At 68.2% G+C, this 16,852-nt stretch carries 21 protein-coding genes and 1 pseudogene; 5 read left to right on the top strand and 17 right to left on the bottom strand.

Going from position 1 to position 16,852, the window contains the following annotated elements; translation table 11 throughout:
- Positions 1-630: 630 nt before the first annotated feature.
- The 6 genes from ABCR94_RS34255 to ABCR94_RS34225 form a co-directional block, all read right to left on the bottom strand.
- Positions 631-1,884 (bottom strand): hypothetical protein, encoded by a 1,254-nt coding sequence (locus tag ABCR94_RS34255; protein ID WP_347124853.1) that lies wholly within the window; start codon positions 1,882-1,884, stop codon positions 631-633.
- A gap of 1,156 nt (positions 1,885-3,040) precedes the next feature.
- Complete coding sequence (locus ABCR94_RS34245; protein ID WP_347124851.1) at positions 3,041-3,301, bottom strand: hypothetical protein; 261 nt, start codon at positions 3,299-3,301, stop codon at positions 3,041-3,043.
- On the bottom strand, positions 3,298-3,603 hold the full coding sequence (locus ABCR94_RS34240) for a DUF6247 family protein (protein ID WP_347124996.1): 306 nt from the start codon (positions 3,601-3,603) through the stop codon (positions 3,298-3,300). The genes ABCR94_RS34245 and ABCR94_RS34240 overlap by 4 nt, the downstream gene beginning before the upstream one ends.
- Positions 3,604-3,755: 152 nt before the next feature.
- Positions 3,756-5,390: an amino acid adenylation domain-containing protein gene (locus ABCR94_RS34235; protein WP_347124850.1), complete on the bottom strand. Its 1,635-nt coding sequence runs from the start codon at positions 5,388-5,390 to the stop codon at positions 3,756-3,758.
- A 23-nt stretch (positions 5,391-5,413) separates the two neighbouring features.
- Positions 5,414-5,968 carry a telomere-protecting terminal protein Tpg gene (gene tpg / locus ABCR94_RS34230; RefSeq protein WP_347124848.1) on the bottom strand — a complete coding sequence of 185 codons (555 nt, stop codon included), beginning with the start codon at positions 5,966-5,968 and terminating at the stop codon, positions 5,414-5,416.
- A 41-nt stretch (positions 5,969-6,009) separates the two neighbouring features.
- Complete coding sequence (locus tag ABCR94_RS34225) at positions 6,010-6,411, bottom strand: nuclear transport factor 2 family protein (protein WP_347124846.1); 402 nt, start codon at positions 6,409-6,411, stop codon at positions 6,010-6,012.
- A 167-nt stretch (positions 6,412-6,578) separates the two neighbouring features.
- Here ABCR94_RS34225 and ABCR94_RS34220 point away from each other — a divergent pair, with 167 nt between their 5' ends.
- Both ABCR94_RS34220 and ABCR94_RS34215 read left to right on the top strand, forming a co-directional pair.
- Positions 6,579-7,190: a TetR/AcrR family transcriptional regulator gene (locus ABCR94_RS34220; protein WP_347124844.1), complete on the top strand. Its 612-nt coding sequence runs from the start codon at positions 6,579-6,581 to the stop codon at positions 7,188-7,190.
- Positions 7,191-7,452: 262 nt separating this feature from the next.
- Positions 7,453-8,055, top strand: coding sequence for a sigma-70 family RNA polymerase sigma factor (locus ABCR94_RS34215; RefSeq protein WP_347124843.1), 603 nt, complete (start codon positions 7,453-7,455; stop codon positions 8,053-8,055).
- A 613-nt stretch (positions 8,056-8,668) separates the two neighbouring features.
- Here the strand turns inward: ABCR94_RS34215 and ABCR94_RS34210 are convergent.
- The 3 genes from ABCR94_RS34210 to ABCR94_RS34200 all read right to left on the bottom strand — a co-directional run bounded on the left by ABCR94_RS34210 (position 8,669) and on the right by ABCR94_RS34200 (position 10,339).
- Positions 8,669-9,022, bottom strand: coding sequence for a PRC-barrel domain containing protein (locus ABCR94_RS34210; protein ID WP_347124841.1), 354 nt, complete (start codon positions 9,020-9,022; stop codon positions 8,669-8,671).
- Between the two features lie 682 nt (positions 9,023-9,704).
- Complete coding sequence (locus ABCR94_RS34205; protein WP_347124994.1) at positions 9,705-10,073, bottom strand: PIN domain-containing protein; 369 nt, start codon at positions 10,071-10,073, stop codon at positions 9,705-9,707.
- 8 nt (positions 10,074-10,081) lie between these two features.
- Entirely contained in the window at positions 10,082-10,339 is a 258-nt protein-coding gene (locus tag ABCR94_RS34200) for a hypothetical protein (RefSeq protein ID WP_347124839.1), read from the bottom strand.
- A 445-nt stretch (positions 10,340-10,784) separates the two neighbouring features.
- Here ABCR94_RS34200 and ABCR94_RS34195 point away from each other — a divergent pair, with 445 nt between their 5' ends.
- From ABCR94_RS34195 to ABCR94_RS34185, 3 genes and pseudogenes are all read left to right on the top strand, one after another.
- Entirely contained in the window at positions 10,785-11,156 is a 372-nt protein-coding gene (locus ABCR94_RS34195; protein WP_347124837.1) for a VOC family protein, read from the top strand.
- A gap of 17 nt (positions 11,157-11,173) precedes the next feature.
- A pseudogene (locus ABCR94_RS34190) lies at positions 11,174-11,662 on the top strand (helix-turn-helix domain-containing protein); the annotation flags it as partial.
- A 71-nt stretch (positions 11,663-11,733) separates the two neighbouring features.
- Complete coding sequence (locus tag ABCR94_RS34185) at positions 11,734-12,003, top strand: hypothetical protein (protein WP_307128724.1); 270 nt, start codon at positions 11,734-11,736, stop codon at positions 12,001-12,003.
- Here the strand turns inward: ABCR94_RS34185 and ABCR94_RS34180 are convergent, their stop codons facing one another.
- From ABCR94_RS34180 to ABCR94_RS34145, 8 genes are all read right to left on the bottom strand, one after another.
- The gene (locus ABCR94_RS34180; RefSeq protein WP_347124836.1) at positions 12,004-12,186 is read right to left on the bottom strand and encodes a hypothetical protein; all 183 of its coding nucleotides are present in this window, start codon (positions 12,184-12,186) and stop codon (positions 12,004-12,006) included.
- A 342-nt stretch (positions 12,187-12,528) separates the two neighbouring features.
- Positions 12,529-12,738: a hypothetical protein gene (locus ABCR94_RS34175; RefSeq protein WP_347124834.1), complete on the bottom strand. Its 210-nt coding sequence runs from the start codon at positions 12,736-12,738 to the stop codon at positions 12,529-12,531.
- A 160-nt stretch (positions 12,739-12,898) separates the two neighbouring features.
- Positions 12,899-14,065: a protein kinase domain-containing protein gene (locus ABCR94_RS34170; protein ID WP_347124832.1), complete on the bottom strand. Its 1,167-nt coding sequence runs from the start codon at positions 14,063-14,065 to the stop codon at positions 12,899-12,901.
- A gap of 114 nt (positions 14,066-14,179) precedes the next feature.
- Positions 14,180-14,395, bottom strand: a complete 216-nt coding sequence (locus ABCR94_RS34165; RefSeq protein WP_521978453.1) for a hypothetical protein — start codon at positions 14,393-14,395, stop codon at positions 14,180-14,182.
- A 217-nt stretch (positions 14,396-14,612) separates the two neighbouring features.
- Positions 14,613-14,795, bottom strand: a complete 183-nt coding sequence (locus tag ABCR94_RS34160; protein WP_347124830.1) for a hypothetical protein — start codon at positions 14,793-14,795, stop codon at positions 14,613-14,615.
- 104 nt (positions 14,796-14,899) lie between these two features.
- The gene (locus ABCR94_RS34155; protein WP_347124829.1) at positions 14,900-15,583 is read right to left on the bottom strand and encodes a hypothetical protein; all 684 of its coding nucleotides are present in this window, start codon (positions 15,581-15,583) and stop codon (positions 14,900-14,902) included.
- Positions 15,580-15,786, bottom strand: a complete 207-nt coding sequence (locus ABCR94_RS34150; RefSeq protein ID WP_347124992.1) for a sigma factor-like helix-turn-helix DNA-binding protein — start codon at positions 15,784-15,786, stop codon at positions 15,580-15,582. Before ABCR94_RS34150 ends, ABCR94_RS34155 begins: the two co-directional genes overlap by 4 nt.
- A 175-nt stretch (positions 15,787-15,961) precedes the next feature.
- Positions 15,962-16,828, bottom strand: coding sequence for an IS3 family transposase (locus tag ABCR94_RS34145; RefSeq protein ID WP_347118397.1), 867 nt, complete (start codon positions 16,826-16,828; stop codon positions 15,962-15,964).
- Positions 16,829-16,852 lie beyond the last annotated feature (24 nt).

Here is a 16,852-nt window from a genome sequence, read left to right as displayed (position 1 = left end):
CCGAACGTTTGTGAGGCTCCTCACCTTTGACCCGTTCGGGTTATGAAGCGATCAATTCCCCCTCTTCGGAACGCGCTTGACGCGCCGTTAGGTGTGGAGTCGTGAAAGCGGCGCGTACGCGAGCGGTGAGTTCGCGCAGCCGGTCGTCGCCTACGCCCTACTGCTGGGCGTGGAAGAGGCCCCGGTGTCTGCAGCAGTAGACAGTCGGGTTCGGCGAGCGCGGGATCCGCCGGCGGTTCGGCGTGCGGCGGCGCGGACGGCCTGGCGGACCACGGCGCGCACGGTGGGCTCATCGAGGGCCGTCAGGCCGCTGTGGGCGAGCGCGGCGAGTCGGCGGGTGATCACACCTCCGCCACGGTGTCCGTGCGGCCGGAGACGGTGATCAGGGCCCGCTGGGAGAGCCCGTAGTCGAGCGCGGCCGCGGCGACCGGGTCGATGTCTCGTGCGAGACGTCCCGGGGCCGGCGGCGACCGCGTCGCAGATCACGGCCAGGGCGCGGGCGACATCGAGGAGCCGGTACGCCTGGGGTGCTCGCCCATGACTCCATCGTCCTGCGCGCCGCCGCACCCGACCAGGGCGTACGGAAGCCCGGCCGCGAGCTCCGTCTCACAGGCTCATAGCTCAGCGCGTCTACCTGGGGAAACGTGCTGTGAGGCTCACAATCTCCGCGTCGTCGGGGAGGTCCAGGTGCGGCTTACGCGGTGCTGGGAGCAGCGGGTGCGGGCCGCCGGGCAGCAGTCCGCGGTGCTGGAGGACCTGGGCGCGCCCGCGGCACCAGGGGTTGCAGAACTTGCGGGGCCGGCCGGTGGACTCGGGCAGGAGCTGGATGCAGACCGGGCAATGGCCGGGCCCGGCTACCGGGGCCAGGTACTGGAGCAGCCGTCGCACGCGGTCGGTCTCCTCCTGGGTGGCGAAGTACCGGGCGTCGGCCTGGCCGCGGCAGCCGGTGAGCAGTGCGGCGAACACCTGGCGCAGTTCGGTGAGGTCGCGGCGGCAGGCACCCAGCAGGGCGAGGAAGTCGTCGACGGGCCAGGAGGCGAGGACTCCGGAGCGGGTCAGGTAGAGGCCGACGCTGTCGATCCGGTACTGGTCGGCGGCGTCGAGCAGGAGGTAGCCGGTCAGCTGCCAGGCGGTGCGTTGGGACATTTCCGCCAGTGGGTGGCGGGTGCTCTTGAAGTCGAGTAGCAGGCCGTCGACGGTGAGGTCGGCATCGGCGGTGATGCGGGCGCCGGCGAACGTCGGGCCACCGGTGCAGTCCTCGGGGCGCGTGCGGGCTCGCAGGTCCTCCAGCGGGCCGGTGGTGGCGAGGTAGAGCTGGTGGACGACGTCGTCCACCAGGTCGCGGTGCGGGAGCTTCAGGAGGCGGTCGAGGGTGAAGCCGTCCGGGTGCTGCAGCGCGGTGATGGACAGCGGGGTGTGAGCGAACCCGAAGGGGTTGCGGGCCATCACCTGGTACCAGGCTGCGGCGATGAGCAGGCGGGCCAGGTCCTCCTCTTCGTCGTGGGCGCGGTCCATCGGCATCTCGCGGTTGTCGAGGTTCAGCCGGAGGGTGGTCTCCGTCAGGCGCGCGGCGAGTTCGTTGCCGACCGCGCGCATCCGCAGGCCCGCCCCGCGGCCGCCGATCTGGCCGGTACACGCGATCCCTTTCAGGGAGGCGTCGTCGACGGGCGAGGCTGCGGTGAAGGCCAGGCGCAGCCGCTGGTCGATCGCCGTGCCGACGGTCCCGGCCTCGGTGGCGACACCGGGCGGCGGGAGCAGGATCTGATCGGCGCGGTGCTGGGCGCGGTAGTTGATACGCAGACGGCTGGCACCGGCTGACAGTTCGCGGTCCATGAACCGGCGCAGGGGGGTGTGGGGGCTACGCAGCCCATCGACCAGGGACAAGACGGATCACCGCCGTTCGTCGGGCGCCGCCAGGGCGCACAGATGTCATGGATCCGACGCTAGGGACGAGCGCTGACAACGTGTCACCCACACGAGGGAAATGCCGGTGCCCCACACGGGAACGTTCCCCCGAACGGGTGACGGAAGGCCGCGGGCGCTGCCGCTGGGTGGCGGTGGATTTGTTCGGTCGCCGGGCGCTGTGGGAGATGCGTCTTTCGTAGTCCCGCACGTTTCTGCGGGCTCTCATGACCCACGAGATTGCCCGTTCCACTCCCCACCACTTGGCCAGGACGGCGAAGCCGTCCTGGCCAAGTGGTGGGGCACCGTCTTGAGGGGCAGGCCCAGGAAGGAGTGGGCCCGGCTACTCAGGCTCTGGTGCAGCAGGTGTCGGCCGGGGCAGCGCGGCCTCGGAGCTGCGGTGAAGGCGATGACTTCGCGGGGCGCGGGTACTTCCTACTGAGAAGCCCCGCCGAGTTGGCGGGGCTGACTGATTGGGCAATAGTGCAGTGTTATCGCACAGGGAATGAACTAGGGATAGCTGCGGGACAAAGGGCCGATTCACTGACAGTGACTGAACTGTCACTCGTTTTAAGAACGGCGGTCTCAGAGTTAACGGTCACATTGAAAGTCGTATGAACATTGGTGATCGTTGTCGGCCGGGCAGACGCCTCCAGGGGCACCACCAAGGGCAGAAGAAGCATAGCGAATTCCAGAGCCAGACCAAGGCCAGCCATGTCAGCTGTAGTTGTATGCATGTGTGCTCCTATGGAGCCGACCGGCGACTCCTTGTTGCTGTGAAGTGCAGAAACGCCGCACTAGATGCTTCTCCCTACCAGCGTGGGGGCCTACTGAACCTTCTAGATCACAAATACGGTCGGGGTGTTTCTGACGTGCGTACTCCCTCACGTCAGAGGAATACCCACCCATCAACATCGGAAAGCGGCCGCTTGTATCGTCGAAGTGCTCAACACCTGTCAAGGGCCGCCCCATGACGCGCGCGCCGGGCATAAGTTACGCAGTACGCCCTCATTTCGAGCAGAAGAAAGCCCTACCTCGGTTGAGAGGCAGGGCTATGCGTCCGGTCGGGTGCCAGGGATCGGATCAGTGGCTTGTCCGGGTAGGTCTGAACCTCTCCGAAAGCGTTGCCACGTGGTGATTACCCGAGCCAGACGATATTCAGGACGGTCAGGCGCCGTAGCGGCCTGTTCACCCAGTACGTGAGGGACAGCTGGCCGACGGATGCGTAGCGCACGTCTTCGCCTTCGGGGTCGTCAGCGTTCCACTGGCCATAGGCCCACGGGCCGCCGGCGGCGGCGTCCAGGACGTCCCACACGGTGTCTTTGAGGTGCCCGGGCAGGGTGTCGAGGACATTCGCGGCCGGTGCGGAGAAGCGGACCGCGTACGGCGCTCCGGTCACCGGCGCCGTACCCGCAGCTGGGCCATGTCGATGAACTCACTGTCGTCGTAGCCGGAGGCGACGAACGCATCGACCGCCGGAGCGTGGGCAAGGCGGCCCTGCCACTCCTGAACGACCGCGTACAGCCCGCCGAGAGAGAACGACTGGCGGGACTCCTCCAAGGCCTGCGCCCACTCCCGCTCGAAGGCCGGCACCCACCGCTCCGCGCGCCGGTCGGCACGCAGCTGAGCGAGGAGTTCGGCCGGAGCCCCGGGTGCGGGGGCCTGCGGGGCGAGGGGGGCGTGGTCGGGCTGCGCGCTCATCGGCTGGTCCTCCCGGCGGGTCGTCACCTCACGGTACGTGTGGCATGTAGTGACGGGGACGGACATGCAGTGATCCTTTCTGCAGGGGGTGTAGGTCGACGTCGTAGCCCGGGCGCAGTCCTCAGTCCGACTGGGAAGGAGGATCGTCGCCATCAGGATCCAGCCCGTGGGACTGGTGGTCGGCGGGGTTGTAGCGGGTGAGACGGATGGGCTGGTTGGTCCGCATGAGCGGGCGCGGTCCGTAGGGACAGCTCAAGTCCGTCATCTGTGGGGTGGGACCCCATGACCTGCAACGGTGGTGACTCGAGCATGACGGGGCCGACCTGGATGTTCTGGCCGAGGATCTCCACCGGGTAGTCCGGGACGGGGCCGGTTGCTCGGATAAAGCCTTGGGTTTCGACGAGTTCGCGGATCGACGGAATGTCGTCGGCGGTAGTCGTGGCGGTCAAGTTGGCCTCGGCTTCTGCGGTGCCACCGGTGAGAAGCGTGTAGGCCGTGCGGATGGCCGTTCTGTCGGCGACCGGGATGTTGACCGGCACCTCGAACGTGGTCACAGCCAGCCTCTCAATCGCCACCAACTGCTCCAGCAGTTCGATCAGCGTGTGCCTTACGTGCTGGTCGACTCCCTCAGCTACCGGCATAGGCAAGGACTCGGTCACCGGCTGGCCGGCGAGCATTACCTGCAGAGTGTGGTGAGGCTGCAGCGCGGCCGCGAAACGGAGGAGCTCAAGAGCAGCCCCAGGGCGCAGCCGGTCAACGATGTCGTACTTCAGTTTGACCTTGAGCGCGCCGGTGCTGCGGTTTATCCGCAGTTGGCATTCGTATGACCCGGTGGCATCAGTGCCACTCAGGACGCTTCCGCTGGTCCCCATGCGGAGCGCCGTCATCTGCAGCCCGAGTACCGCGACGCGCTGTCCCTTCCCGTCCGCGACCAGTAGTTGCACGGTGTGGTCGGCAGGGACCTGGTGTCCGGATACCCGCAGTCTCATCCCGGCGCCGAGCCTTCCGTGGGAAAAGCCCAAGACCGCAGGGCCGTTCAACCGGAGATCCGCGATGTGCTCGCCCGGCACGTCTACCGGGTCGCCGAAGGCGATGGCCCGTTCCCAGGCCCGGGCGGTTTCCTGCGCTTCGGGAGTGTCCGCGAACGCCACCCAGAAGCCTGCTGGCCTGTCCTGTACCGCGCCGGGATAGGCGGGCAGCATCTCCACCGAGCTCTCTGCCCCCGGTCCTGCGGTCAGTTTGAACTGGTAGTGCGGTTCCAGTTCCACCAACCGGTCGATCATGCCGCGCATCCGCCGCAGGGCTTCACCGGTGTCGGCGATGGGGCCTTGCTCGGGTAACAGCTTTCGCAGCAGTTCCTCAGTCTCTGCCATCGCGTTGGCGAAGTAGAACCTGTGGACCTGCGGATGCTCGGTCAACCGCGTCTCGATCCATGTGGCACCACGCCACTCCAGCTTGAACGTGTACTGCTCACGCAGCCGGTCGAACCACTGCAACTCCCCCGGCGTCGGATCCATAGGAACGACCAGGTCCCAGGTAACGGGACCCAGCCTGGCCGCCCGCGCAAGCGAGGACTCCACCTGATCCCTGCGCCCGCCCGTCATACGGCCGATGAACGACTTCACCTCCCAGACGTGCAGGCCCTCGGAGGAGGTGAACTGCGCATCCCGCCCGCCATCACCACCGGCACCGTCGATCCTCTGGACGTCGGGGTGTATCCGGCTCAGCAGGACCACGATGCCCTTCTCGAAGGCCTTGGGGTCATCAGGCCAGGTGACCTCGTTCATTTTGCCGCCCTCCGACTCAAGTCTCAGTAATCCAGGTCGAGGTAATCAATGTCATTGATAGCGACGTCCGAGAGCCCGGCAGCACGGCCACCGCCGTCCTGGAAATAGATTTCTTTAAACCCCTCAGCGATGATCCCGCGCATCTCCTGGTCGCTGGCCCCAGTGTCGCGGGCGTCGAACAGGCGCTGCGCGTACGCTGCGGGGAGCCGGACAGTGAGGCGGCGGAAGCGGCCGTCGTCGGTCGATCCGGCCGACGACGTGTAGCCGAACCGGGCCCTGGTCTCCACCGTGATCCCGCTGGCGGCGGCCTGCTTATGCCGACGCTTACGCACCTGCGGCTGCCAGCGGGAGCGCACCGCGTCGTCGATCTTCGCGGCGACGTCGGCGCGGGCGTGCTTGCGGGCGCCGCGCCGATAGCGGTTGACGGAGTCGGCGGTGACCCCCAGCTCCGCGGCGACGGCCTTCGCGCTGCCCATCTGCTTGAGCAGGTAGCCGATCTGGCCCTTCAGCGTCTTGGGCGGCTGGCGGGTGAACGTCTCCCGGTCAGCACGCTCGATCGCGTCGTCGATCTCCCCCACGGCTCTACTCCCCTTCGTCCATGACAGCGTCGCCGCGTGGCCTACCTGATCGCGGTCGCCTGGGACCACACCGCTTGCCACTGGCCGTCGGTGTTCTCGTAGGTGTCGGTGTGCCAGTAGCTCGCGCGGGGTACCCGGCGATGCCCGAAGATCACCTCAAGCGTGGCCTGATAGCGGATGGCGGCGGCGTTCCCGTGGACGCGGACGTCGATGGGGCCGGGCTCCCATTCCACGTAGTCGATGTCTCCGCTGGCGATCGCTTGGAGGTATGCGTCTTTGGACAGCGCATGGCCGACGGGGGTGACGAGCTGGAATTCCGGTGCGTGCAGCTCGGAAGCGGAGCCGACGTCACCCGCGACGAGCGCGCGGAGCCGCGCCCGCTCGACCTCGCGGATCTGCTCGGCGATCGCACCGCCGGCCGGGACGGCTGCTGTCTGTGCCATGGGGTTTCCACTCCTGTGGGTCATAAAGGTGGGCGCAGGGCGCGGGACACCTCGGGCGGGCGGGGACCGGTTCTTGGAGCACCCTCTGTGCCTTGCTGGACGGAGTGGCAGCTTCCATCGATTTGGACTTGTTGACGCTGAGAGTACATTGCGTCAGAGTGGTCGGCATGGCGGACGACCGAACGGAACACATCCTCGATGCCGCACTGACCGCCTTCTGTCAGTACGGCTACGGCAAGACCACCATGCAGGACGTGGCCCGAGCAGCCGGGATGTCCCGGGCCGCTCTGTACCTGCATTTCCCCAGCAAGGAAGAGCTCTTCCGGGCAGGGTCCCGCCGGGCGCACTCCCGCGCGCTCGGCGAAGTGGACACGGCTCTCGCCGAGCGGGGCGACGTGTTGTCGCGAGTCGATGCCGCGATGGCCGCCTACTTCGGAGGACTCCTGGCGCAGATCTCGTCGAGCGTGCACGGCGGGGAAGTCCTCGACGCGAGTCTCGACGTCGCCGGGGACATCGCCGGCGAGGCCCATGCCGCTCTGGTCACCCGGCTCGCCTCCGCGCTGCATGCCGCCGAGGCATCGGGAGAAGTGCAGTTCTCGACCTCCGACGCGAACGCCGAGGACATCGCGCTTCTTCTCCTCGCGGTCGCGGACGGGCTGAAGAAGACGAGCACGGACCTGGGGCCGCGGCAGGAGCGGAAGGCATTGTTCCTCCGCCTGGTGCACGCGGGAATCGCACCCCTGCGCCACCCGTCCTCAGAAGGCAACGCCCCGTGCTGACGTCCCCGCACTGACCGCGCCCGTACCCCACACCCCAGGAGCCCACCATGGCGCGGCGGGAGGGGCGGGCGCGGGTGGGTCTGGGTAGGTTCCGGCCGCTGGGCACGGCATCCGCCCGCTCGAACGAGTGAGCGTCACCGCCGTCAGAACAGGGACGGTTTCTTGGCTGGTCAGGCCGTTAGGCTGCGCAGCGATGTGTCCTGCCATGCCCGTTTCCCCGCCCAGGCCCGGCCCGGCATGCGCCGACACGCTGGCACCGGCCATGCGCGCGAGCGGTGCGGGCGACCCGCATGCCTTCGCGATCCTGTACACCGCGCTGTTCCCGGCGGTGTGCGCCGCCATCGTGCGGGTGCTGCGCGACGCGGCGCAGGCCGAGGAGGTCGCCCAGGAGGTGATAGTAGAAGTGTGGAGCACCAGCTCCCGCTTCCGTGCCGGCCGCGGCACCGTCGATGCCTGGGTGATGTCCATCGCCCGGCACCGCGCGCTGGACCGGGTGCGGACGGTGACGCAGGCCGCGCGCCGCGATGTGACCCGGGTGCGGCTGGACACTGTGCCGGCCTTCGACAGTGTGGCGGAGCAAGTCCTGGACCGTCTGGAGGCCGACGAGGTGCTCAGAGGTCTGGCGCATCTGAGCGCGCTGCAGTGCCAGGCCCTGACCCTGGTCTACCTCCACGGCGCCACCCACGCCCAGGGCGCACAGCACCTGGGCGTTCCCCTCGGCACCTTCAAGACCCGCGTACGCGACGCCCTGCGCCAGCTGCGCCGCGACCTCAACCGCGGACCTGGCGCCGACCCCGCCCAGGTGGCGGGACCGCGCCACGTACGGGGCGCCCCGTCCACAACCGCCCCGGCCCCGCCGCAGTGAACGCCCCGATCCCCAGACCTCGGCAAAACGCCCAGTCGACCACAGACCTGCCGTCTTCCGCGATCCAGCCTGACTCCGTGTTAGCTGACTGCTGGGCCTGTCGCGTGTGTCCCGAGCCGGCGCCCGGGTGCGCGACGGAAGGCGGATTCAGTCACGACCCTGTTGTGTGGCTGGATCCGGTGCAATGCTGTGACTGCGGTGATCCTCTTGCCCCCAGGCAGAGGCCCCCACCCTGGCCCCGCCCGTGTGCTTGCACCTGGGCGGGGCCGCGCCGTTCCCTCCCGGCCTCCCTACGGGAGGGCCCGACGCGTGCCGACGGCGGTCCCGTGCTCGGTCTGCTCGATGGGCTTCGTCTCGTCAGCATGATCGCCGCGCTGTCTCCCCTTGGCCCGGCGGCACCGCTGAGTCCGCTGGGTACCTGAGGCGTCCGTCGGCCTCTATTGCAGAACACCCGCAACGAGGCCCGCTTACCGAGGCCGCCGGGGCCACCGGCCGTCGGCCCCGGGTGCGAGCTCGCCGGCGGGGTGGCCTCCCTGACAGTGTCGTAGGAGAACACCAGCTGTTCCCAGCTCGCGCACCACCGGGGCATGCCTGATCGGTGGTGGAGGCCGTTCTAGATGTGCGGGTGCTGGGTGTAGTAGTCACCGATCTGGTCGCGGTAGACGGGATCGGCGGTGTGCTTGTCCTTGTCGAACTCCGGGGCGTCCTTGATCTGGTCCTTGGTCCGCGCGACGTAGACCTTCTCCTCCTGGTGGTCGACGCTGGCGATGGTGCCGGCGGGCAGCAGGACATGCTTCCCGAAGATCCACACGCCGGTGTCGACGACCAGGTACGAGGAGCCGACGTCTTCGGAGTGCTTGTCGACCTTGCCGATGTGGCCGTCGGTGGCTTCGACCTTGTATCCGGTCAGGTTGGCGCCCTCCTGACGGCCGGAGGAGGGCCCGTAACTCCAGATGCTTTCGCTCATCGCGTGGTCCTTTCGTAACGTCGGCGCCGCCGACGTCGAGGGAGAGCTGGAACGTCACCGTGCGGTGGCCGCCCGGCGGGCGGCCACCGGGCATGACTTCCCCCTAAAGAGCACCAATAACACACCTATTCGGCCATTTCGTAGAGGAGTCGCCAGACATGCACCATTTTCCGCAAAGGCCCCTCAGGGTGCGCGGAGATGAGCGGCGGCGCCCCCTCGCACCCCGGCCGAATGCCAGCGGGACCATCAGGCTCCGGGCCACGCAGGCCCGCGTAGCCCCGGTGCTACCTGTCGCTCCACGTTTCGGGACCGCCCCGCGCCACTCCACCACGGTGGGATCGCGCAGCGACGCCCGCCCAGCGGCCAGACCAGCCAGACGCAAGAACTCGACCAGGTCATCGGGCACCACGGCCCGACCGACGAGTTCGCCATCCACGGTCACTCGACGGTCACCGTCCAGCAGCGGATGAACCACTACACGTGCTTGCTGATCCATCCCCCCACCATCGCAGTGCCGCCCTGTCCGCGCACACCACGCCGGGGCCAGCACGGGCGCAGCCGGGACACTGCAGTACCCGATGGCCTGTCTGCGCCTGCCGAGCTCCAGCGTCACCGCCGCACGGCGGCATCAGCCGAGCGTCTCCGAAGCTGCGCGCGGTAGGGCCCGTTTCATTGCCGACTGTCAGGGAGTGAGGTCCAGGACGCGGACGGGCTCGCCGACCCAGCGGCTCGGCGCGGTAGTGGCGATGATCGCTCCGTCGGGACGGTCCGCGGTGGGCTGCGCCGCGTACTGACTGTGCGCCGCGGCCCAGGTGTTCTGGTGCGCGAGGGCCAGGGCCGCAGTCAGGTCCAGGTCCAGGACTGTGATGCCGGGCAGCGCAGCCAGGTGCTCGGCGGTGCCGGGCCGGGCGCGATCGGCTTCGACGAGGGCACATGCCGGGGCGTACAGGAACCAGCCCGGTTCACCGTGGGCCCGGTGGATCAGGCGGGAGGCAAGGACGTTGCCCTGGCCTGCCGCGGCCATCGCGGTGTCGTCCAGGACGATGTGCATGGCATCGCTCACCGTGCGGTCACCTGCGCCAGGCGCCGGTCCAGCTCACTGTCCAAGCTCTGCCGCTCAGTCTCGCTCGGCGCGTAGCCGTTCCAGTCCTTCAGGGCAGCCAGAGCCCGCTCGGCCCGCTCGGCCCGCTCGGCCGGGGTGAGCAGGGTCTCGGCCAGGCGGGCCAGATAGGCGCGCAACGACAGACCCTCCGCAGCCGCTATCGCAGCGAGCCGGTCCTTGGCTTCCTCAGGGATACGGACATTGGCATCGGACATCGACGTACTCCTTCCCACCCAAGCAGGGTACGGGTACGTACCCGTATACGTCGAGTGCGGAATTTCTGCTCGCCCTTGTGACAAAGAGGTGTGTGCCGTCGCGCGCTTCCTGAGAAACCACATCGGCGGCTGACACATGGAGCAGCGCGGCCGTAAGCCGCCTCGCCCACCTGCGCGCGGCGCGGAACGCCGGCCGCGCGTCAGTCGGTTCGCTTGGGTTTGCGAGGTGTCCGAACGACTGGCAGCCCGCCGATGTCCCTGGTGCGCCCCGTGCCTCGCTGCACAGGTTTCGGAACGGGATCCTTGGCCTTGCCGGACTTGTGGCGGCGCTGCTTCCCGCCGACAGCGGGCTCACGGTAGCTAGTGCCGCATCAGACAAGGTTCGCCTCGTAGTTGGGGACGTGGTTCACGGCCTGAGTCTGTCGATGTCTGCCAGAATCGGCGGATGCTGAGCATCGGAACCATCGTGATGGGGGCCGCCGATGTGCGGCGGGCAGCGGAGTTCTGGAGTCGCGCACTGGGATACGTCCCTCGCGATGGTGAGGTGAAGGACGACTGGGCGGTACTGGTGCCGGCCGACGGCTCTGGTGCCGCACTGGCCCTCGACCTCAGTACGACGCCCGTGCAGGAACACCCGAGAATCCACCTCGACCTCTATGCCGGCGATGCCGCTGATCAGGAGGCCGAAGTGGCGCGACTGATCTCTCTGGGTGCTGAACGCGTCGACTGGGAATTTTATCCGGACGACGCCGACTTCACCGTGCTCGCCGATCCCGAGGGGAACCGCTTCTGCGTCATCGACACCAGTCACAGCTGACGGAAACAGGAGCTCGGATGGCAGAACGCGTACGGGTTCGGGTGCGTGAGATCGATGATGACGTGGGTCGGCGGCTGTTGCGGATTATCCGCAGGGGCTCCGGGTCGGTGGTGACCTGGCGGCGGGCTCAGATGGTCCTGTTGTCCGCGCAGGGCATGCCGGTGGTGAGGATCGCCGAGGTGTCGTTCACCAGCGACGACCGGGTCCGGGACGTGATCCACAACTTCAACGCCGACGGCTTCGAATCGCTGTATCCGAAGTACTCCGGTGGCCGGCCGAAGACGTTCACGCTGCCCGAGCGGCGTGAGATCAAGAAGATCGCCAAGTCCAGGCCGACCGAGCACGACCTGCCGTTCTCGACCTGGAGCCTGACCAAGCTGGCGGACTTCCTCGTCGCCGAGGGGGTGGTCGACGACATCAGCCACGAGGGCCTGCGCATCCTGCTCCGCGAGGAAAGCGTCTCCTTTCAACGCCTGAAGACCTGGAAGACCTCCCGCGATCCGGACTCGACAACGGCTCCTCCCACCGGGGGAAGAAGGCCATCGACCGTCTCACCGAGGCGTTTCCGAACGCGATCATGGTTCACACCCCCGTCCACGCCTCTTGGACCAACCAGATCGAGATCGTCTTCTCCATCGTCCAGCGCAAGGTCGTCTCACCCAACGACTTCACGGACCTGACCCAGGTCCGGGACCGGCTCCGAGCATTCGAAGACCGCTACAACGCCACGGCACAGCCATTCCACTGGAGGTTCACCACCTCCGACCTGGACGATCTGCTGGCCCGGCTCGACCGACACACACCCGCCGACCGACAAGAAGAATCCTCCGTCGCCCTGGCAGCCTGATCAACCCCCGAAGGACTTCCGGAGCCGACCACTTAGCCCGAGGTGATGCTCCAGCAGGCCGGGGCCGGCCACCCGGCGGATCTCGGGCACCCTCGGGCAGTCCGTACGGCGTTGGCCCGCCAGGCCCGGACTGCTCCCATCGCCGGCGAACTCGACGCCGAGCCAGGTCTCCCCTGTCGCCATGGGCACCACCTCTCGTTGCCACGGCAGCGCCCATGGCACCCGTCAATGCCAATGAAGTGCACTTGCGCATAGTGTGCAATAAGAGCCGTGATAGCGGAGTCAGGGAGACTCGGCGCGGAGTCCGGACGTAGTGGCTGTCCGTAGCGAAGAGGCGGTGGACTGGAGGCCAGTGGGCCAGCAGCCAGTTGACGACAGCCACCGCCAGGACGACGGCCAGGGCCCCAGCCACGAGGATCCCGATCAGCCGGTCATCCGCACGCTGTCGCCGTTTGCCCGGCCTTCGGGTACGTCGACGCACTGGCGGGCGCCTGGTCGGCGCCCGCCGTTTGCGGGCGTGGGGGCTCATCGGTTGGCCTGCGTGACGCCGCCCGCGAGCTGTCCCAAGACGTTCAGGATTCCCTGGCCCACCGGCGTGGGAGCGAGTAGGACCCCCAGCGCCAGGACGATGACCACGGTCATCTTCTCGTCGAAACGGCTGCGGGAATGGGTGCGCCGGCGTAGACGCAAGACGACGATGACTGCGAGCAGCACCGCCACGTTGATGGTCAGCAACCCTCAGACCTCCCCCACAACCGGCCATCACCACGCGGGGTAGGCAGTGCGCTACCCGCAGCCTTCTTGTGTAGCCGGGCGTCAGTGATGTGGGAGGCGGGTTGCCCGTGAATGGCACAAAGCCATCAGGCCTGGCCGAATCCCGCGCCGCGCGGCCGGACTACCAGTCAGCGATGTGCACGGTCACGTACAAGTTTCCGGGCGCGCCGCCGTGCTTCCCTGGACCACCGAGCTCTCGGATCCGGATCTTCTGTCCGTCCTTGACGCCCGCGGGGATGCGGACTTGGTAGGTGTGCTGCTCGCGGACGACTCGGCCCTCTCCTGTGCATGCTGTGCAGGCCCGCGCCGCGTTCTTCTCTTCCCTGGTAGCGCAGGCGGGGCATGCCTTGTGGGTGGTGAGGCGGATCGGAATGATCGCGCCGTCGGTGGCTTCGTACGGACGAAGGCAGACTTCGGAAGCGATGTCCGGGCCGCGGCTGGGCGGTGCGTCTCCGAAGTGACGGTCGCTGGTCTCTTTCAGGAGGTCGTAGACCTCTTCGGCACTGGTCGGCCGATGTGCCGGGTCCTTGGCGAGGAGGCAGCTGACCAGCTGTTCCAGCTCCATTGGGGCGTCCGGGCGCAGGGTGCGCAGCGGCGCGGGTTGCTCATTGAGGTGCTGGTTGACCAGGTGCCAGGACGTGCCGGTGAAGGGTCGCTGTCCGGTGACCATCTCGTAGAGCACGCAGCCGAGCGAGTACAGGTCGGAGCGGTGGTCGAAGGTGCCGGACAGTGCCTCGGGCGCCATGTAGGCCGGGGTACCGATCAGGATGCCGGTGGTGGTGATGTCGTGCCGGGCGTCGCTGCCCTTGGTGATGCCGAAGTCGACCACCGACGCTGCACCACTGGACCGCACGACAATGTTGGACGGCTTGATGTCCCGGTGGGTCAGGCCCGCCTCATGTGCGGCGTCCAGGGCGTCGGCGACACAGGCCGCTGTGTACAAGGCCATCGGCAAGGGCAGTCGTCCGGCTTCCAGGACGGCGCTCAAGGACTTGCCGGGAAGCAGCCGCATCACCAGGTAGGCGTACAACTGCCCGTCGTGCAGCGCGGATCCGAAGTCGTGCACGGTGACGATGCGCGGATGGGACAGACCGCCGGCCACTGCGGCCTCGCGGGCGAACCGGGCCACCTGCCGGTCGCTGTCGGCGTTGCCGTCGCCAGTGAGGATCTTGACCGCCACCTGCCGGTCGACCTTGGGGTCGTGCGCCTTCCAGACTCGCCCGAACCCGCCCGCACCGATTGGTTCGATCAGCCGGTAGCGGCCGTCCAGCACGGTCCCTTCCTGCACGACTCCCCCTTCTCGGTACGCACCGCGACGCACGGTGTACCAGGCGTGTACCCGTCACGCTACGCCGCAGGAACCACTTACGGCTGGTGATGTTGATCGGCCGTCACGTGCGGGTTAAGCCGTGGTGCGCAGCGGGATCGACGGTGGCGGGACCAGGGCAGCCGTTCCGGCCTGCCGGGAGGCACGTTCCGTGCGGGCCCGGCGCAGGGCGGCCGCCTCGGTGGCGGCGGCTTCGCGGCGGTGCTGGACGCGGGCGGCATCGATCGGGGCCGGCGCATCCTCGACAGCAGCCTCCGGCTTTGGGAACGCCCTCCGGCTGAGCTCGCGCATCGCCCGGGTCTGACGCCCAACAGCCCCCGTTATCCCCGGGTCCAGCGCACCACCGCACGCCCTCGCAGCCGTTGACGCCAAACTCGTCAACGACCGCCCGGCCGGGGCGGAGCTGGCCGGTGCCGGCCGCGACCGGCACCTCTCCCCCGAGACGATCGCCGCCATTGAGGCGAGCGTCGCGGCCTCCACGCGTATCCGATTCGGGTACGGACTCCAGTCAGATGTGCCGTTCGGCCCATACGGCGATGAGGCTGACGGCAGTAGTACCGGCGCCGTAGCAGGCGCCGCGCAGCATGAGTCCGCTGGCGGCGCGTCGGCGGGCGGAAGCCCAGCGCAGCAGGCGGCCGATGGACGAGGCGGTGGTCTTGCGCCGGCGGCGGTGGGCGGAGTTATGGTGCATGGTGGATGTCCTCTTCTCTAGGGGGCGTTGTGTGAGGAGTCCTTCCGACTGGTGGCCTAGGAACCGGGGTCGGGGCAGGGCTCCTTGCTTCTTTTTCTCGGGGGTCAGCGGCGGGTGACGTTGTGGAGCAGGTCGGCCAGGCGCCGGTCGGGGCGGCTGACGATGATGCAGGGCTCGCCCTGCTCCGCCAGGCGGTCGACCTCCCTGGCCAGACTGCCGGTGGGTGGCCCGGCCGGTGAGCATCCGCAGTCGCGTGCGTAGCGGGCGAACGCTTCCAGGCCGATGAGGAACGCTTCGTCGGGCGGGGCTGTTTCGCCTTCGCTGTGGGGTGTTGGGTGGGTGACCTGGTGGCGCCAGTGCTGGGCTTCTTTGTTCTCGCCCAGGGCGAGGTGGTGCAGGTGCAGGCAGTACGCGGCGAGGCGGTGGCCGGCGCCGGCGGCGAGCTGCCACCAGAACTGTGCGCTCTCCCGGTGTTCGGTCAGGTAGAGCAGGCACGCGAAGACGGCGGCGCCTTCTTCGTCGAGCTGCTCCTCGGTGACCGGCGGGGCCGCGGCCGGGTCGTTGGCGATCCGGTCGACGTGCGCGGCGGCGCCGGGGCCGTTGAGGATCCACCGGGAGACCAGGGTGAGGCGCTCGCAGGCTTGGGCGGCGCGGGCGACGTCGCGGGGCGGTGCGCTCTGCGCTGCGTCGGCCGCCAGCCGGCGCAGCGCGTCCCCGACGTCGAAGGCGGTTGCGGAGGCGGTGGGTACGGCTGCGTCGGCTAGAAGGTCGTCGATGGTTGAGGTCACTGCCTTGCCCCCTTCTTGTTCTTGGTCCTGCTCGCATTGGAGGGCAGTCCCAGCTGTACGCGCAGCCGCTCCTTGCCCTTGCGCCCGTGGTAGTCGACCGTGCGGACGTCCAGGCCCATGAACCGGGCGATGTGTTTGGTCTCGTAGCCCATGAGGTGGCGCAGCACGATCACGTGGAACTGCCGGGTCGGCAGCTGGGTGATCGCCTCGTACAGGCCGGTGGTGCTCTCCGCGATCTCCAGTTCGGTCCTGATCGCGCGCAGGGTCCGGGCTATCGGACCGTTGATGACGAAGGAGGGCTCGCGGGCCTCTGCCTTCAGCCGCCCGGTGACATGGCGGTGCAGGACTGAGGTTCCCCCGGTGTGCGGGAGGTGCTGATCAGCTGGTCAGGATGGGTTGACGTGGTTTCAGGTTCGCTTGTTCGGTCGTCGCCTGGTTGGCGTAGTGCTTCTCCTCGAACTCGATGGGACTGAGGTAGCCGAGGCGTTTCTGGATGCGTCGGCTGTTGTAGAAGCCGTCGATGTACTCGAACAGCGCGAGGTTGGCCTCGGCCCGGGTGACGAAGACGCGTCCGCGCACGCACTCGGTCTTGATCAGCATCCACAGATTCTCCGCGAGGGCGTTGTCGTAGCTGTCGCCCACGGACCCCATCGACCCCTCAATACCCGCACGTACCAGCCGTGTTGTGAGCTTGATGGACGTGTATTGACAGCCGTGGTCGGCGTGATGGATCAAGGTGCCGGGCACGGGCTCGCGGCTGGCCAGGGCGTACTCGAGGCAGGACAGGACCAGGTCGGCGTCCGCGCGGGCGGAGGTCTCCCAGGCCACCACCCGGCGGGAGAAGGCGTCGCGGATCGCGGAGAGCCACAGCGGTCCCTCACCCGTGGGGATCATGGTGAGGTCGGTGACCCACAGCCGGTTCGGCACGGGAGCGGTGAAGTCCCGCTGCACCAGGTCCGGGGCGAGCGTGGCCGTCGGGTCGCGGCGGGTGAAGCCCTTGCCCGTGCGGCGTGGGCTGAGGCCCGCCAGATCGGCCTCGCGCATCAATCGCTCGACCCGCTTGCGGCCGATGGCCACGCCCTCGCGCTTGAGCACGGCATGCACGCGGGGCGAGCCGTAGATCCCGCCGGAGTCGGCATGGATCTCCTCGATCTTGGTCGTCAACTCCGCGTCACGGCGGCGGCGTTCACACGGCTCCTTCTCCTGCCGGCGCCAGCGGTAGTAGGTGGACGAGGGGACGTGCAGTTCCCGGAGTACGGGCTCGACACC

Source organism: Streptomyces changchenzhani (genome assembly GCF_039766235.1).
Lineage (GTDB): Bacteria > Actinomycetota > Actinomycetes > Streptomycetales > Streptomycetaceae > Streptomyces.
This window is presented reverse-complemented; position numbering and strand designations above follow the sequence as displayed.

Excerpts from the sequence above, each read along its gene's own strand:
- ABCR94_RS34240 (WP_347124996.1), bottom strand. The coding sequence starts at position 3,603 with ATGAGCGCGCAGCCCGACCACGCCCCCCTCGCCCCGCAGGCCCCCGCA.
- ABCR94_RS34235 (WP_347124850.1), bottom strand. The coding sequence starts at position 5,390 with ATGAACGAGGTCACCTGGCCTGATGACCCCAAGGCCTTCGAGAAGGGC.
- ABCR94_RS34225 (WP_347124846.1), bottom strand. The coding sequence starts at position 6,411 with ATGGCACAGACAGCAGCCGTCCCGGCCGGCGGTGCGATCGCCGAGCAG.
- ABCR94_RS34220 (WP_347124844.1), top strand. The coding sequence starts at position 6,579 with ATGGCGGACGACCGAACGGAACACATCCTCGATGCCGCACTGACCGCC.
- ABCR94_RS34215 (WP_347124843.1), top strand. The coding sequence starts at position 7,453 with ATGCGCGCGAGCGGTGCGGGCGACCCGCATGCCTTCGCGATCCTGTAC.
- ABCR94_RS34210 (WP_347124841.1), bottom strand. The coding sequence starts at position 9,022 with ATGAGCGAAAGCATCTGGAGTTACGGGCCCTCCTCCGGCCGTCAGGAG.
- ABCR94_RS34205 (WP_347124994.1), bottom strand. The coding sequence starts at position 10,073 with ATGCACATCGTCCTGGACGACACCGCGATGGCCGCGGCAGGCCAGGGC.
- ABCR94_RS34200 (WP_347124839.1), bottom strand. The coding sequence starts at position 10,339 with ATGTCCGATGCCAATGTCCGTATCCCTGAGGAAGCCAAGGACCGGCTC.
- ABCR94_RS34195 (WP_347124837.1), top strand. The coding sequence starts at position 10,785 with ATGCTGAGCATCGGAACCATCGTGATGGGGGCCGCCGATGTGCGGCGG.
- ABCR94_RS34185 (WP_307128724.1), top strand. The coding sequence starts at position 11,734 with ATGGTTCACACCCCCGTCCACGCCTCTTGGACCAACCAGATCGAGATC.
- ABCR94_RS34180 (WP_347124836.1), bottom strand. The coding sequence starts at position 12,186 with ATGGCGACAGGGGAGACCTGGCTCGGCGTCGAGTTCGCCGGCGATGGG.
- ABCR94_RS34165 (WP_521978453.1), bottom strand. The coding sequence starts at position 14,395 with ATGCGCGAGCTCAGCCGGAGGGCGTTCCCAAAGCCGGAGGCTGCTGTC.
- ABCR94_RS34160 (WP_347124830.1), bottom strand. The coding sequence starts at position 14,795 with ATGCACCATAACTCCGCCCACCGCCGCCGGCGCAAGACCACCGCCTCG.